Source organism: Marinibaculum pumilum (assembly GCF_042646425.1).
Taxonomy (GTDB): Bacteria; Pseudomonadota; Alphaproteobacteria; order Ferrovibrionales; family Ferrovibrionaceae; genus Marinibaculum; species Marinibaculum pumilum.
Genome location: NZ_JBHRTR010000020.1, coordinates 41,282 through 57,228, shown reverse-complemented (window position 1 = coordinate 57,228; position 15,947 = coordinate 41,282). Strand labels below are relative to the sequence as shown.

Genomic DNA, 15,947 nt, shown 5'->3' with positions numbered 1-15,947 from the left:
CGGACAGGCCGCGCCGCGAACGGCCGGATTTCCGTCAACGTTAGAGGTTTGAAGTGCAGCGGTCAGGAGCAGCGGCGTCGGCCGCCCTGGAGCAGAGGGCCGTGTCGCGGCCGGGTCCGGCAGGGGCAGGGCCAGGAGGGGCAGGGGCGCGATGCGTGGCGTGAACCGCCTGCGGCGCATGCTGCGCCGGCCCGCCACCTTCGTGCGGATGGCGCGGGGGTTCAGGGGCGTCCTCCACAATGGTGTCGCCAAGGACCGCTACGGCGCCCTGATCGACTTCACCTACCACCACTATGCGCTGGGCGACACCTTGACCGGCCTGGTCAAGTTCGCCTGCGAGGCGGAGGATCGCGGTGCCCGGGCGGTGGACCTGTTCGTCTACGTCAATCCCGGCCTGCCGCGGGCCCCCGCACAGGGCTTCATCACCCCGGACAACTACCAGAGCTATCTGGATTCGCTGTTCCCGGCCTTCCTCTGCCAGCCGCATCTTGCCTCCCTGCGCCTGATCCGGGACCCGCTGACCCTGGCGCTCACCATGGCGTCGATGCACTGGAGCGGGGCGCCGCACTGGCCCTCCCTGAAGCAGCATACCGAGCGGCGCATGACCTATCCGGTCGGCCATCAGGAGATCAACGCCTTCCACGCCCGCAATGGCCGCCTGCCGCTGCTCGAAGCGCCGCGGGGCTATGAGGGCTGGGCCCGCCGGTTCCGCGAGACGGTGCTGAAGGACCGCTTCGTGGTCTGCATCAATCCGCGCCAGGCGAAGCTGACCCCGACCCCCACCACCACCCACCGCGATGCGCCGCTGTCGGAATGGTACGCCTTCATCGACCGCGCGGCGGAAACGATGCCCGACGTGGTGTTCCTGATGCTGGGCGGCTTCCAGGAATGGGAGCATCGGCTGCTGTCCCGCCGCAACGTGATGATCCCGCGCCTGACCGGCCTGGGGCTCGCCCACGAACTGGCGCTGATGCATGTCGCGGACGCCTTCATCGGGACCTCCTCCGGCTTCGCCACCAAGGCGACCTTCAGCGACCGGCCCTACCTGATCGTCGACATCGAGGCCTTCTTCTCGACCTATATCGAGGTGCCCGTGGGCGGCGAGCGCTATCCCTTCGCCGTCGACCACCAGCGGCTGGTCTGGACGAAGGAGAATGCCGACCTGCTGTACGACTACCTGGCGGAGCTCTACAGCGCGACCACCGGCCGGCAGCCCGCCCGCCTGGCCGGGCGCCCGGCGGCGAATGCAGCTTCGGCGAACGCAGCTTCGGCAAACGCAGCTTCGGCAAACGCAGCTTCGGCCGGCGCCAGTGCCGGGGGGAGCGGCGGCGCCGGCGACGGGGCCAGCGGTGCCGAGGTCCTGCAGGCGGGGGCGCGGTCATGATGCGCGCCCTGGGCCGCTATCTGCGCGGCGGCGGCAACCTGATCCTCTTCGCCACCGGCATCCGCGACTATCACTGGGCCCTGAGCCCGCTGCAGCAGATCGTGAACTATGTCGCCAGCCTGGCCAGCCGTCAGCGCGACAAGCCCTATTGGCAGCGGGTCGCGGTCTTTTGCTACGCGCTGCTGAAATACCGCGAGAACCATTATTTCGAGGGCATGAACTTCGTCGGCCGGCTGAACCGGCCGGTCGGTCAGGCGAGCCTGCGCAACTTCGTGCTGTGGCAGGACCGCATGATCCGGAACCAGGACCTGCCCCCGGGGTTCAAGTTCAACGCTGTGCTGCTGGTGGGGAAGGACGAAGAGGTGCAGACCGACCGGTTGTTCTCCGCCCTCTGCCTGTCCGACACCGTGAACGGTCTGTCGATCTTCTGGGACGAGGCCGAGGCCCGCCGCAGCTTTGCCGCGCCGCTGGGCCTGACCGAGGGCGAGTATCTGCGCTGGCGCGACGGCAAGGGGGTCTTCGACCTGGACATGGTACTGCCCGCGCCTGCCGGCGGGCCGGTGGCCGCTGCCGCGGACAGGGGAGCCGCGGACAGGGCAGCCGCGGACCGGGCAACCGCGGACCGGGACGATCCCCGGGCGCTGCTGGCGGCGGAGCGGGACGGGGTGCCCCGTGCCTTCCACCCCAGCCTGGATCCGCGCCGCCAGGTCACGCATTTCATCAAGATCGCGCATCCGCGCGGCTATCGCCTGGCAGTGAGCCTGCCGGAGGATGCCGACGGTTTCGCCGATGCCAGCCTGCAGGCCTGGCTGCCGCACCTGGAACGACTGACCGCCCGCCAGGACAGCCTGACGGTCTGCCTGCTGAACCGGTTCGTTCAGGGGGCGGACGGGCTGGGCAGCCTGCCGCGCGGCATCCATGCGATCCGGCAGGCCGGCCTGACAGAGCAGGACGTACTGGCCTTCGCGATGGAGGCGGAGGGCTTCTTCGGCTGCCTCGACATCTACGGCCTGGCGGCCCGCACTGCCCAACGTCCCGGCATCTTCGTGCCGCTGGATGCGGCAGCGCCGTCGTCGGCTGACCAGGCATTGCGCGGCGCGGCCCCCGGGCAGGCTCCCCGAGCGGCCCCCCGATCGGTCCTGCGGCCGGCGATCGAGGTCGCCGACACCCACTCGCCGGAGATGTTCGCCGCACTGCGCGTGTTCTGGCGGGAAGCCGAGGCGGCAGGACTGGCACGCCACATGCAAGTCCACGCCGGAATGTTGCCAAGGGATAATGGACCTGCCAGCCGGAATACGGCAAGGTTGGAAGCGCCTGTACAGGACCGCAGCAGTGATCTGCCGGACGGGGTGGGGACCCGGGACGGCGAATCGCAGGCGAACAGGTCGTCAGTCGGAAGGGGAACAGCGTGAAGGGCAAGTTCGGCACGACCGCGGCAGTGCCGCCATGCACGACCTCAGCCGGCACGTCGACGGAACCTATGGAAGCGCCCCCCGTGAACACTTCCCCGGTGAACACTGCCGCGGTGGATGCGCCTCCCGTCGGTTCGCCGCGGCGCAGCGTCGCGATCGTGCTGTCGAACTACAATCACGGCCGCTACCTGCCGACCTCTCTGGCCGCGATCTGCGGCCAGAGCCGCCCGGCGGACCAAATCATCGTCGTCGATGACGGCTCCTCCGACGACAGCGTGGCCGTGATCGATAGCTTCGCCACCCGCCATCCCCAGGTGGAGTTCCTGCAGAACCCGCACAATATGGGCCTGCAGGCATCGATTCGCCGGGTACTGCCGCTGGTGCGGGCCGAATACATCGTCTGGGCGGCGTCCGACGACAAGCTGCTGCCGGACTTCCTGGAACGCTCCATGGCGGTGCTGGAACGGCATCCGCAGGCCGGGCTCTGCTTCTCCGAGCTGGGGGTGATCCAGGGCGATTCCGACCGGATCGACCATTTCGCCGATATCCCGGCGATCAGCCATATCTTCAACCTGTCGGACCTGCCGGAATACATGACCCCGGCGCAGGTCCTGGCCCGCATGCAGCGCGCCTACCTGCCGATCAGCTCCAACACGGTGGTGGTGCGCCGCGACGCGCTGGCCGCGATGGGCTGGTACCCGCAGGACCTGGAATGGCACTCGGATTCATTCGCCTATACCAGCGTCGCCCTGCGCCACGGGGCCTGCGTGATCGGCGACACCCTGGCGCTGATCCGGGCGAACGAGGCTTCCTACTCCGCTGCCGGCATGCGCGACGAGGTGCGCCAGACCCGCGTGCTGAAGGCGCTGACCAACCGGCTCCGCCTCTCCGCCTATCGCGACATCAGGCGCGCCTTCCGCAAGGCGCCCAGCAACATGTCGCCCTGGGGCACCCTGATGTTGCGCATCCTGCTGCGGCAGCCGCAGGACTGGGACCTGTTCTTCCCTTATCTGTTCTGGAAGATGCGGGAGTATCGCCGCGGCCACGGCCTCAGCTGGGGCCGCACCCTGAACCACATGTGGCGGCGGGGGAACCGCGCGGTGGCGCTGCGTCTGACGATGCGCCTGGCCAACCGGGTCGGCCTGACCCTGGTGCCGGGGCCGGCTGCCGCCGCGCCGGAGGTGCAGAGCCTGCGGGCGGAGCGCGACGCCCTGCTGCGCCGGATCGAACGGCTGACCGAAGAGCATTCGGCCACGGCCGAGGAACTGGAGCGGCTGCGCGCGGCGCTGCCCGCGGGCGACCGCAACGCGGCTGCCGGCGGCGCACGCTGACCGCACCTGCGGGCGGCCCGGCGGTCGCCAGGGACCGACCTCCACAACACTGACGGACAAGCGATGAACGACGGACGCACCGGGCCCGGAGAGCCCGGCGGGAGCCTGCTCGCGCGCCTGAAGCGCCGCCTGCGGCCGGGCGCCGCCGCCACTGCCGGAACGGCGCCGGCCCAGGCGGCCGCCCAGGCCAAGGGGCGGGGGCGGTCCCGCAAGGGACGCTATACCCTGGTCATCCCGACCTACGACCGGCCCGACCTGCTGGACCGGCTGCTGTCCTATCTCGCCCGGCGCGGCGCCGACTTCCCGATCCTGGTGCTGGATTCCAGCCCCGAGCCTGCGGCCGCCCGCAACGCGGAGCGCTGTGCCGCCGATCCGGCCGTCACCCGGCTCGCCTACCCGGCGGACACCGAGCCCTATGCGAAGGTCTCCGACGGGCTGCGGGCTGTCGCGACGCCGTTCATGAGTTTCTGCGCCGACGACGACGTGCTGCTGCTGTCCGCCCTCGACGCCTGCCTGGAGGTGCTGGAGCAGCGCCCCGGCGCGGCGGCGGCCCATGGCAGCTATCTCAATTTCTCCGATGGCCCCGACCTCTTTGCCATGGAGTACCTGGTCTATCGCGGCCCGTCGGTGGAGGGGGCCGACCCGCTGGCCCGCCTGCAGGCACAGTTCGCCGGGTACGAGGCCGTCTACTACGCGGTGATGCGCACGGAAGTCGCGCGCCGCGCCTTCATGCGCACGCCGGACATGGAGACCACCCTGGGCAAGGAACTGCTGAGCGGCGCGCTCACGGTCGTTCAGGGCGATGTCGTACGCCTGCCGATGCTCTACTACGCCCGGTCCACCGGGCAGTCCTACAGCTATTCGAACTGGCATCCCCACCAGATCCTGGCCCGGGACCCGGCGCTGCTGTTCCGCGAATATGGCCGCTTCCGGCAGATCCTGGCCGACGGCATCACGGGCACCACCGGCTGGCCGGGTCGGCGGGAGGATCTGGACGCCGCCCTCGACATGGTGTTCCTGAACTACATGAAAGGGTTCCTGGACCCGCGGGTGCTGGACCTGATCGGCCGCGACCGGGCGGCCGGGATGGACGGCGAGGCGGTGATCGCAGACATCTGGGAGACCTTCGTCAGCCATGCCTCCCGCACCAGGCATCCGGAGACGCCGCTGTTCCCGGAGGGCGGGACCGGCTTCGGACCGGACGGCTTCCGTGCGGGGCAGACGATCCACGACTATGTCTTCGACGGGCAGAGCGTCGCCGGCCCCCGGCGCACCAAGCTCTATTTCGAATGCGTCTTCCCGGACCTGGCCCCGCCTGCGGTGCTGGACGGGCCGGCGGTGCAGCGCTTCATCGAGGAAGTCAGCGCCTACTGACGGCCGGCCGGCGGCGCCGTACCGCCACGCGGGGCGCCGGTCCTGTCCGCTTCCGTTGCCGGCGACCTCCCCGCCGGGCCGGTCCCGGCGACCGCATCCAGGCTGCTCGGAATGATCGGCTGCGGGCCGCTCGCGGCGGCATTCGCCTGACCGGTCGGGCCGCTGACCGTCGCGCCCGTCCCGGATGCCCCGCGCGTCGCCGCGACACGGGCCAGGGCGCCCTTGGCCGATTCGGCGGCCGCCTTCAGCCGGTCGGGCTCCGTCGCCGGGGCCGGCGGCGCCACGCGCTCGAAGCGGACCTCCACCGCCACCGCCGGCGGCGATTGCAGGGCCAGGATCTCCTGCGGGGGAAGGCGCGTCACTTCGTAGGTGGCCCAGAGCGCCATGCCCGCCCGCCGGCAATAGAACGTCTTGCCGGCGAAGAACCCGACCCGGGTCGCCCCGTCGCCATCGCGCGGCGCCACATGCGGCAGCGCGGCCAGCTGGTAGCTGTTCAGCCGCCGCCGGGCGCGCTCCGCGCCCATCAGTTCGCCGCAGATATCCTCCACGATCGCCAGCAGGGCGGGATCTGCGCCTGCCGCCAGTCCGCCTGCCGCCAGTCCGCCCGGCGCCTGACCGGGGCTCCCGTCCCCCGCCTGCGGCGCCGTGTCATCGGCAGCCAGGCCGGTCCCCGCGCCGCCCCACAGGCACAGGGCGGCCAGTGCGGCCGCAAGGCCTGCCGCGCGGCCCGCGGCCATGCCGTGCCGTGCCTTTGTCTGCTGGCCCATCCGGCGGTCGCCCTTCCCCGTCATTCCTGCCGCGTCGTCCTTGCCCCATTACCCTTCGCGGGGCGGCCCCACCTTCGGTCCGCCCGCCGTCCCGGTGATCGCCCGGCGGATCGCGGCCAGGGGGGCATCGTCCACAAGGGTAACGCCATCGCCGTCGCCGATCACGCCGAGGTCGCGCCACAGCGCCTCCAGGTCCAGCGGGTGGGCGCTGTGGATATGGCGCTGTACCAGCCGCGATACCGCGCCGCCGCCGGTCGCCCGGTCGCAGGCGGCGAGGGCCTGGTCCAGCCGCCAGCGATGTGCGGCGTCGCCGCCGCTGGACAGCACGGCCCGCATGCAATCCTCCAGGCCCAGCCGGTTGCTGCTCTGCACCCGGATCGCCACGTCCGCCAGCAGCATGAACAGCGCCCCGCCCCAATACACGGTGTCGATACCGCGACCGCCCATCCGGCCGCCGGTCATCGCCGCCAGGCCGCGCGGCATGCCGCGGAGGAACTCCGCCCAGACATCCTCCGCGCTGCGCCAGCCGGCGCGGGCCCGTGCCACCGGCTCGGCATAGGTGGCGAAGCCTTCCATGAACCAGAAGCCGTCGCGCAGGAACGGGTTGCCGAGATGCATCATCTCGTGGATCAGCTCCCAGCTGCGATAGAGCTGCTCGCGTTCGGTGAACTCCCCCAGGCTGATGAATCCGGTGGTGCCGCCGCCGCCGCGCACCCGGCCGAACATCACGCCGCCGGACATCGGCTCCGGCGCCAGCACGAACAGGCTGCGCCGGGTGGGCATGCCGTCCCAGTAGCCGGCGACCACCTCCGCGGAGCGGATCACCCAGCGCAGCAGTTCCTCGTCGGAGAGGGCGAAGGGCGGGTCCGGCAGGCCCAGGGTGATCCGGGCCGGCCCCTCGCCCGGCGCCTGCGGGCTGGCGGGCAGGGTGAAGTCGTAGCTGCGGAAGGTGCCCAGCAGCGCATAGCCGCCATAGGCCAGGTCGTTCGCCCGCAGCCGCACCGCGGGAGGTGCCGGTGGGTTCGCCACTGCCCGGACCGGCCGCGGATCCGCCGGCGACAGCCCGGTCAGGACGGCGCCGCCGCGCGGTGCCTCGAACCGCAGCCGCAACTCCGCCCCGTCGGCGGCGGGCGCCAGCAGCCAGGTCCGCAGCGGGGCCACCACGGTCCGTCCGAACCGGCGCGCGCCGTCCATCGACCCGTCGTCCGCGGCCGCCGCATCCAGGTCGAAGCGATAGGCGAAGCGGGCATGGCCATCGACCGCGGGCACCCGCCAGTCGAACAGGTCCAGGGCTTCAACGGGCCGGCCGCCGACCTCCAGCGCCGCCAGGTGGCGCCGCAGAAGCGGGGTCCGCGGGCGCAGCTCGACCGGCCCGGTGGCCCGGCAGTCGGCATCCACCGTCAGCATCCGGGCCGCCGGATCGGACAGGCTCATCCGATAGTCGCAGACCGGCATCCGGCCCGCAGGGACCTCGTCCGCCCAGACGGACGGTGCATCCGCAGCCAGCAGGAGGCCCGGCAGGAGAGACAGGCCGAAGGCAGCCACCCGGCAGGCCCGGCGCCCTCGGCCGGCAGGGAACAGGGTCGGTGACCGTGGCGTCCGGGGCATCGCGGCTGGCCGTTGAGAAGACGAACGAGTTCCCAAGTCTTGCCCAGCCCGTCGCGCCGGGCCAGTCCCGTTTGCGTGTGCGCGCCGCGAAGCGGCCGGCCTGGACGTGGCGGCGCCTATTCCGCCGCGGGCCGGGTCGCGGCGGCGGCGCGGCGGTCGGTGGCCAGCCAGTCCTGCAGGAAGCCGTGCAGCCAGCGGCCGATCCCTTCGTGATGGCGGGCGATGCCGCGACGATGCTCTTCCCGGCTCTGGGCGCCGGGCCGCAGCAGCTGGTCCGCGGCCTCCCGGCCCCAGAGCGCGATCATCTCCTTCGTCATTTCCGGGTGGAACTGGATCGCATAGGCGGTCGTGCCATAGCGGAAGCACTGGTTCTCGAAATGCTGCCCGGCCGCCAGCCGCTCGGCACCGGCCGGCAGGCCGAAGCCCTCGCCATGCCACTGGAAGAAGGTCGACTGTTCCGCGAACAGCGCCGCGCCGGCGCCCTCGGGCTGCAGCTCGTAGAAGCCGATCTCGTGCCAGCCGTCGGGATGCGGGCGGACCGGGGCGCCCAGGGCGCGGGCCAGCAGCTGGCCGCCCAGGCAGACACCGAGGAACGGAATGCCGCTTTGCAGCGCGGTGCCGATCAGCTCCAGTTCCTGCCGGATGAAGGGCAGATGGTCGTCGTTGGCGCTCATCGGGCCGCCGAAGATCACCACGCCGCCATGCCCGTCCAGGCCCTCCGGCAGCGCTTCGCCGGCGCCGGTCCGGCGGATGTCCAGCCGCCGGCCCAGCCCCTCCAGGGTCTGGCCGATGCGGCCCGGCGTCGAATGCTGCTGGTGGACGACCAGCAGGATCGGCCGGTCATCGGGAGGGAATGCACTCATGGCTGTTTTATATCGGCGGCGCGCGCGGCTTGAAAAGCGGCCACGCCCTCGCGAGACTGCGGATCACCCCGCCGCCTGACCCCGATCCCGGAGCACCCAGATGCCCTTTCGCAAAGTCGTGCTGCCCTGCCCGTCGAAATCCGGCAAGCCTTTCATCCGCGGCGAGGGGGCGAAGCTGAACGAGGCGAAGTTCGTCGAGCCCGCCACCCGCTACCTGGTGGATCTGTGCAAGGAACGGGTCGACTTCGCCGCCCAGGACGAGCTCTACGACTTGCCCGAGGTGAAGAAGGGGCAGGAGACGCGCCGCACCCTGGACGGCATGGCGCTGGACAGCATCGGCCGCTGGATCGAGGAGGGGCTGTTCCTGAAGAACGCCAATGTCTTCGACGACGGTTCCTTCCCGCGCCTGCCCTCGACCTTCTGGATCATCGTGCCGGACGGCTTCGACCTGAAGATGCGCGGCGAGGACGGCACCCTGCAGGACGTGGAGGTGCCGGTCGGCCTGCACGAATGCTCCACCAAGGCCTGGGATCCGGAAAGCGGCGAGGCGACGAAGATCGTCCTGAAGATCCCCGGCGAGCCGGTGATCTCCGAAGCGAACCTGCTGGCACTGCTGGAAGGCGGGGCCGCCTATGTCGACCGCATCGACTTCTGCAGCCTGCCGTTCATGGAGTACAAGCCCGCCAGGACATGATGGCGGGCCGCCGGCATCTGCGGAGTCCTTGGCTGCGGCCACCTTCGCCGTGCTGAAAAGACATCGCCCGCCGACAAAGCGGGGCGGAATACTGTCTGCGACTTGTGAAGCCGGCGATGTTGCGGCACAAGGGCGCGAAAAGCGACCCATATGGCGCAACGGTCGTCCGCTGCGTCGGCCGGTCCGCGGCCCGGCCGCGCCGGCGGCCGCTCAAAGCATCCGGGATCTGAGAAGGAGAAAGGCGTGATCACAGTCGGTCAGGACAGCCTGAAGACCCGCCGCCGCTTCACGGTCGGCAAGACCAACTACGCCTACTACAGCCTGAAGGCGCTGGAGAAGGCCGGGCTGGGCGATCCGTCGCGCCTGCCCTTCTCCATGAAGGTGCTGCTGGAGAACCTGCTGCGCTGCGAGGACGGCCAGACCGTCACCGTCGACGACATCAAGCAGGCGGTGGCCTGGGCGAAGAAGAAGAAGTCCAGCCACGAGATCGCCTACCGCCCGGCACGGGTGCTGATGCAGGACTTCACCGGCGTGCCCGCGGTGGTCGACCTGGCGGCGATGCGCGACGCGATGAAGACGCTGGGCGGCGACCCGAAGAAGATCAACCCGCTGAGCCCGGTCGACCTGGTCATCGACCATTCGGTGATGGTCGACAATTTCGGCACGCCGAAGAGCTTCGAGCAGAACGTCGCCGTGGAATACGAACGTAACGGCGAGCGCTACACCTTCCTGCGCTGGGGCCAGAGCGCGTTCGACAACTTCCGCGTCGTGCCGCCGGGCACCGGAATCTGCCACCAGGTGAACCTGGAGAACCTGGCGAAGGTGGTCTGGTCCGACGCCGACCAGAACGGCGACACGGTTGCCTATCCCGACACCCTGGTCGGCACCGACAGCCACACCACGATGGTCAACGGCCTGGCGGTGCTGGGCTGGGGCGTCGGCGGCATCGAGGCGGAGGCCGCGATGCTCGGCCAGCCGGTCTCCATGCTGCTGCCGGAGGTGGTCGGCTTCAAGCTGACCGGCAAGCTGCCGGAGGGCGCCACCGCAACCGACCTGGTGCTGACCGTCACCCAGATGCTCCGCAAGAAGGGTGTGGTCGGCAAGTTCGTGGAATTCTACGGCACCGGCCTGGACGGCCTGAGCCTGGCGGACCGCGCGACGATCTCCAACATGGCGCCGGAATACGGCGCCACCTGCGGCTTCTTCCCGATCGATGCGGAGACGATCCGCTACATGAAGGCCACCGGCCGCGACCGCCATCTCTGCGAGATGGTGGAGGCCTATGCCAAGAAGCAGGGCATGTGGCGCACTGCGCGGACGCCGGATCCGGTGTTCACCAGCACCCTGTCGCTGGACCTGGGCAAGGTGGAGCCGTCGCTTGCCGGGCCGAAGCGGCCGCAGGACAAGGTGCTGCTGTCGCGCCTGGCGCCGGCCTTCAAGAAGGAGCTGGTGGAGACCTTCAAGGTCGCGAAGGCGGAAGCCGACCGGCGGGTGCCGGTGAAGGGCGAGAATTTCGACCTCGGCCATGGCGACGTGGTGATCGCCGCCATCACCTCCTGCACCAACACCTCCAATCCCAGCGTCATGCTGGGCGCCGGCCTGCTGGCGAAGAACGCGCTGAAGAAGGGGCTGAAGGTGAAGCCCTGGGTGAAGACCTCGCTGGCACCCGGCTCCCAGGTCGTCACCGACTATCTGGCGAAGGCGAAGCTGCAGGAGCCGCTCGACGCGCTGGGCTTCGACCTGGTCGGCTATGGCTGCACCACCTGCATCGGCAATTCCGGCCCGCTGCCGGACCCGATCGCCGACACCGTCACCGGCGAGGATCTGACGGTCGGCGCCGTGATCTCCGGCAACCGGAACTTCGAGGGTCGCGTGCATCCGCTGGTGAAGGCCAACTACCTGGCCTCGCCGATCCTGGTGGTCGCCTATGCCCTGGCCGGCTCCCTGAAGGTGGACCTGCGCAAGGACCCGCTGGGCGAGGATGCCAAGGGCAGGCCGGTCTATCTGAAGGATATCTGGCCGTCGAACGATGACGTGCAGAAGGCGGTCAACCGCGCGGTGACGGAAAAGATGTTCCGGGAACGCTATGCCGACGTCTTCAAGGGCGACACCCGCTGGCGGAAGATCAAGACCGGCAAGGGCCTGACCTACGGCTGGGACAAGAAGTCCACCTATGTGCAGAACCCGCCCTATTTCGAGGGCATGAAGAAGACCCCGGGCAAGATCTCCGACGTGAAGGGCGCCCGCATCCTCGCCCTGCTCGGCGACAGCATCACCACCGACCACATCTCGCCCGCCGGCTCGATCAAGAAGGACAGCCCGGCCGGCGAATACCTGATGAAGAACAAGGTCGCCTTCAAGGACTTCAACTCCTACGGCTCGCGGCGCGGCAATCACGAGGTGATGATGCGCGGCACCTTCGCCAATATCCGCCTGCGCAACGAGCTGGCGCCGGGCACCGAGGGCGGCGTCACCCGCCACATGCCCGACGGCAAGGAGATGTCGATCTACGACGCCGCGATGCAGTACCAGAAGGAGAAGACGCCGCTGGTGATCTTCGCCGGCAAGGAATACGGCACCGGCTCCAGCCGCGACTGGGCGGCGAAGGGCACCAACCTGCTTGGCGTGAAGGCGGTGATCGCCGAGAGCTTCGAGCGCATCCATCGCTCCAACCTGGTCGGCATGGGCGTGATGCCCCTGCAGTTCCCGGCCGGCGTGGACCGCAAGTCGCTGAAGCTGGACGGCTCGGAAGAGATCACGATCACCGGGATCGAGGGCGGCATCACGCCGCGCCAGGACGTCACTGTCACAATCAAGCGGGCCAAGGGCAAGGACGAGACCTTCCAGGCGCTCTGCCGGATCGACACCCTGGACGAGGTCGCCTACTTCACCAACGGCGGCATCCTGCACTACGTGCTGCGCAACCTGGCCGCCTGACCGCGGGCGGCACCTCACGCAAGACCGAAGGGCGGGCCCCGCAAGGCCCGCCCTTTTTTCTTTGTGGCCCGCGGGCGAGTCGTCTGCGGCGCAATGCGCGTCGCGGCGGCGCCGCGGACATCCTATCTTCCAGATATGAACTGGCTGAACAGGCTCGCCGAACGACAGATGCAGAAGGCCGCCCGCAGCGGGGCGCTGAGCGGCCTTGCCGGCGAAGGCAAGCCGTTGCGCGACCGCAGCGGCGGTTGCGCGACCGCAGCGGCGACGCCTATGTCGACGCGGGCGAGGCCGTGGGGCTGCAGATGATGGCCCAGGCCGGCGTCCTGCCCGAGGAGATCGCATTCAAGAAGCAGGCGATCGCGCTGCGCGCCCACCTCGCAGGCATCACCGACGAGGGCGAGCGCAAGGCCGTGATGGCCGAACTCGCCAGGGTCGAGATGAAGCAGGCCATTGCCGAGGAAGCGCGCCGCCGGCTGATGAGAGGCTGACCGGGCCCCGGCCCGCGGCTACAGCCGCCGCAGCTCGATCCGCTCCACCAGGTGGTCGGGATCCTTCACCAGGATCAGGTCGGCGCGCTGGCGGGTCGGCAGGATGTTCGCTTCCAGGTTCACCTGGTTGATGCCGCGCCAGAGGTCCAGGGCGGTGGCCAGCGCCTGTTCCTCGGTCAGCTTCGTGTGTCGGTGGAAATAGGCCTCCGGGTCCATGAAGGCGGTCTGGCGCAGCTGCATGAAGCGTTCCACGTACCAGCGCTCGATCACCTCGGTCTCTGCGTCGACATAGATCGCGAAGTCGAAGAAGTCGGAGACGAAGGGCACCGTCTTCCCGTCCGGCGGCGCGTCGCCGGTCTGCAGGACGTTCAGCCCCTCCACGATCAGGATGTCCGGACGGTCCACGGTGACCGCCCCGCCGGGGATGATGTCGTAGGACAGGTGGGAATAGACCGGCGCCTGCACCGCGGACTTGCCCGACTTCACCTGCGACAGGAAGCGCAGCAGGGCGCCGCGGTCATAGCTCTCCGGAAAGCCCTTGCGGCGCATCAGCCCGCGCTCCTCCAGCACCGCGTTGGGGTGCAGGAAGCCGTCGGTGGTCACCAGGTCGACCTGCGGCGAGTTCGGCCAGCGCGCCAGCAGGGCCTGCAGCACGCGCGCCGTGGTCGACTTGCCCACCGCGACGGAGCCGCCGATGCCGATCACGAACGGCACCTTCCGGTCGGAGATGCCGAGGAAGTCCTGGGTCGCCGCGAACAGGTCCTGGATGGCATGGACGTAGAGGTTCAGCAGCCGGGACAGCGGCAGGTAGATCTCCACCATCTCCGACACCGGCAGCCGTTCGTTCAGGCCGCGCAGCCGCTCGATCTCGGCGGGTTCCAGGGGCAGCGGGGTGTCCGCGCGAAGTCCGGCCCAGGTTTCCCGCGTGAAGGTGCGATAGGGGGAAACGCGGCCGGGCTCGCCACCGGTATCGCCGCGCAATGGCGGCGGCGGCGTGGCCGGCTTCTGCTTCTTCCTCGGATGGGCCAAACGGACCTCGTGCGATGCGTATCGGGTCGCAGCGGCGCGGCATTGACGCCTGTGCAACCGTCGAACTGCGGTGCAGCATAGCGCCGGCCGGGGCGGATTCGCCAGCGGCGGACCTGAGAGAGGGGAAGGAGGCAGGCATGAGCGGAACGCAGGGAACCTATCGCCTGATCGGCATGGGCTCCTCGCCCTATTCGATGAAGGTGCGGGCCGTGCTGCGCTACCGGCGGATCCCGCATCTCTGGCTCTACCGGACGCCGGAGGTGCGGGCGGAGATTGCGCATCTGCGGCCGCCGGTGATCCCGGTCCTGCAGGTGCCCGATGGCACCTACCTGGTCGATTCCACGCCGATGATCGAGGCGCTGGAGGGCCGCCATCCCGGCCGCGCCGTCTGGCCGTCCGATCCGGGCCAGGCCTTTCTCTGCCGCCTGGTGGAGGACATGGCCGATGAATGGCTGACCAAGGCGATGTTCCATCTGCGCTGGTGGGCGGAACCGGACCGCGGTTTCGCCGCCGGCTGGATCGTCGATGACGCGATGCCGCAGGCGCCGGCGGCGGAGCGGGCGGATGCCGCCGCCGCGATCCGCGACCGCCAGGTCTCCCGCATGGCGCTGGTCGGCTGCACGCCGGAGAACGACCCGGTGATCCGCGACAGCCTGAGCCGCTGGCTGGCGGCCATGGAGGGGCGGGTGACCCGCGGTGCCTGGCTGTTCGGCAGCCGGCCCTCGGTCGCGGATTTCGCGATCTTCGGCCAGCTGGCGCCGCTGGTCACCGACCCCAGCCCGCAGGTGCTGATCCGGCAGGCGGCGCCACGGCTGGACAACTGGGTGCGCCACATGGACGACCTGTCGGGGGAGGCGGAGGGCGCCTGGGACGATCCCGCCGCCGACCTGCGGCCGGCCCTGCGCGACCTGCTGTCGCTGGCCGGCGACACCTACCTGCCCTTCCTGGCGGCGAACGCGGCGGCGCTGCAGGAAGGTGCGGCGGAGGTCGCGGTGACGCTGGGCGGGCGGCGCTACGTGCAGGCGCCGTTCGGCTACCAGGCGAAGTGCCTGTCACGCCTGCGTGAGGCCTGGGCGGCCCTGCCGCCGGCCGCAGCCGACCGTTTGGCAGCGCTCCTGGCGGAATCCGGGGCGCTTTCCGTGCTGGAAGGCCACGGCGCGGGCCAGCCCGCAGACGGTCCCGTCAATGAAACGTGAGTGGCCCGGCCCCTGCCGGCGCCATAGGCTCCAGTCATGATGAAACTCAACGGAATTGCGGCCGCCGGTGTCGCCCTGGCGGCGCTCGTCACGGCGGCACTGCTGCCTGTCGCCCCGGCCGCTGCCGGCGCCGGGCAGCCCAAGGACGTGATGCATCCCTGCCCGGTCCTGGTGGAGCTCTATACCAGCCAGGGCTGCAATACCTGCCCGCCGGCCGACGTGCTTCTGGAGCAGCTCGACGCGCGGGAGGATGTGATCGGCATCGCCTTCCATGTCGACTATTGGGACTATCTGGGCTGGAAGGACAGCTTCGCGCTGGACAGCAATGCGCCGCGGCAACGCGCCTATGCCAAGGCGATGGAGCAGAGCTACGTCTACACGCCGCAGGCGGTGGTGGACGGCCTGGGCCATTTCAACGGCTCCGACAAGCGCGCCATCGACAGGGCGATCGACGATGCCAAGATGATGGCGACGGTGGCGCTGAAGACCACCTGGGACGGCCGCGACAGGATTCATGTCGACCTGCCGGAATCGGGGTCGCAGACCGTCGGTCCCGGCCTGGCCCGCGGCGCGGCGATCTGGCTCGCCGGGGTGGACGGGGCACGGGAGGTGCCGATCGCCCGCGGCGAGAATGCCGGCAAGACCCTGCGTTACAGCAACATCGTCCGCTCCATGGAGCGGCTGGGCGAATGGGACGGTATGGCCGCGCGGGTCACCATCGATGCCGGCGCCCTGCGGGCCGCGGGGCGGGAGAAGGCGGTGGTCATGGTGCAGGCGCCCGACATGGGGCGGATCATCGGCGCGGCGGAGATACGGCTGGATTCCGCCCCAGGCTCCTGACCGTCGGCAGGTGATTTAAGCCGA

The 15,947-nt window shown here is 70.0% G+C and carries 13 protein-coding genes; 9 read left to right on the top strand and 4 right to left on the bottom strand.

The window, feature by feature from the left end; genetic code table 11:
* The first annotated feature begins 151 nt into the window (after nt 1-151).
* From ACFOGJ_RS07950 to ACFOGJ_RS07935, 4 genes are all read left to right on the top strand, one after another.
* Nucleotides 152-1,384, top strand: coding sequence for a hypothetical protein (locus ACFOGJ_RS07950; protein WP_379899317.1), 1,233 nt, complete (start codon nt 152-154; stop codon nt 1,382-1,384).
* Entirely contained in the window at nt 1,381-2,796 is a 1,416-nt protein-coding gene (locus ACFOGJ_RS07945) for a hypothetical protein (protein ID WP_379899316.1), read from the top strand. Before ACFOGJ_RS07950 ends, ACFOGJ_RS07945 begins: the two co-directional genes overlap by 4 nt.
* A gap of 83 nt (nt 2,797-2,879) precedes the next feature.
* Nucleotides 2,880-4,127 (top strand): glycosyltransferase, encoded by a 1,248-nt coding sequence (locus ACFOGJ_RS07940; RefSeq protein WP_379899315.1) that lies wholly within the window; start codon nt 2,880-2,882, stop codon nt 4,125-4,127.
* Between the two features lie 63 nt (nt 4,128-4,190).
* The gene (locus ACFOGJ_RS07935; protein ID WP_379899314.1) at nt 4,191-5,501 is read left to right on the top strand and encodes a TIGR00180 family glycosyltransferase; all 1,311 of its coding nucleotides are present in this window, start codon (nt 4,191-4,193) and stop codon (nt 5,499-5,501) included.
* On the opposite strand, the gene ACFOGJ_RS07930 is transcribed toward ACFOGJ_RS07935, so the two are convergent.
* The 3 genes from ACFOGJ_RS07930 to ACFOGJ_RS07920 form a co-directional block, all read right to left on the bottom strand.
* Nucleotides 5,495-6,292, bottom strand: coding sequence for a hypothetical protein (locus ACFOGJ_RS07930; RefSeq protein ID WP_379899313.1), 798 nt, complete (start codon nt 6,290-6,292; stop codon nt 5,495-5,497). The genes ACFOGJ_RS07935 and ACFOGJ_RS07930 overlap by 7 nt on opposite strands.
* 24 nt (nt 6,293-6,316) lie before the next feature.
* Nucleotides 6,317-7,702, bottom strand: coding sequence for a hypothetical protein (locus ACFOGJ_RS07925; RefSeq protein WP_379899312.1), 1,386 nt, complete (start codon nt 7,700-7,702; stop codon nt 6,317-6,319).
* A gap of 290 nt (nt 7,703-7,992) precedes the next feature.
* The gene (locus ACFOGJ_RS07920) at nt 7,993-8,739 is read right to left on the bottom strand and encodes a glutamine amidotransferase-related protein (protein WP_379899311.1); all 747 of its coding nucleotides are present in this window, start codon (nt 8,737-8,739) and stop codon (nt 7,993-7,995) included.
* Nucleotides 8,740-8,839: 100 nt separating this feature from the next.
* Here ACFOGJ_RS07920 and ACFOGJ_RS07915 point away from each other — a divergent pair, with 100 nt between their 5' ends.
* The 3 genes from ACFOGJ_RS07915 (at nt 8,840) to ACFOGJ_RS07905 (ending at nt 12,858) form a co-directional block, all read left to right on the top strand.
* The gene (locus ACFOGJ_RS07915) at nt 8,840-9,433 is read left to right on the top strand and encodes a hypothetical protein (RefSeq protein WP_379899310.1); all 594 of its coding nucleotides are present in this window, start codon (nt 8,840-8,842) and stop codon (nt 9,431-9,433) included.
* A 246-nt stretch (nt 9,434-9,679) separates the two neighbouring features.
* Nucleotides 9,680-12,370, top strand: a complete 2,691-nt coding sequence (acnA, locus tag ACFOGJ_RS07910; protein ID WP_379899464.1) for an aconitate hydratase AcnA — start codon at nt 9,680-9,682, stop codon at nt 12,368-12,370.
* A 245-nt stretch (nt 12,371-12,615) separates the two neighbouring features.
* Nucleotides 12,616-12,858 (top strand): hypothetical protein, encoded by a 243-nt coding sequence (locus ACFOGJ_RS07905; protein WP_379899309.1) that lies wholly within the window; start codon nt 12,616-12,618, stop codon nt 12,856-12,858.
* An 18-nt stretch (nt 12,859-12,876) separates the two neighbouring features.
* On the opposite strand, the gene coaA is transcribed toward ACFOGJ_RS07905, so the two are convergent.
* Nucleotides 12,877-13,887, bottom strand: coding sequence for a type I pantothenate kinase (coaA, locus tag ACFOGJ_RS07900; protein WP_449288581.1), 1,011 nt, complete (start codon nt 13,885-13,887; stop codon nt 12,877-12,879).
* A gap of 137 nt (nt 13,888-14,024) precedes the next feature.
* On the opposite strand from coaA, the gene ACFOGJ_RS07895 reads away from it, so the two are divergent.
* Nucleotides 14,025-15,083, top strand: coding sequence for a glutathione S-transferase family protein (locus tag ACFOGJ_RS07895; RefSeq protein WP_379899308.1), 1,059 nt, complete (start codon nt 14,025-14,027; stop codon nt 15,081-15,083).
* 36 nt (nt 15,084-15,119) lie between these two features.
* Entirely contained in the window at nt 15,120-15,923 is an 804-nt protein-coding gene (locus ACFOGJ_RS07890) for a DUF1223 domain-containing protein (RefSeq protein ID WP_379899307.1), read from the top strand.
* The last annotated feature ends 24 nt before the right edge of the window (nt 15,924-15,947 follow it).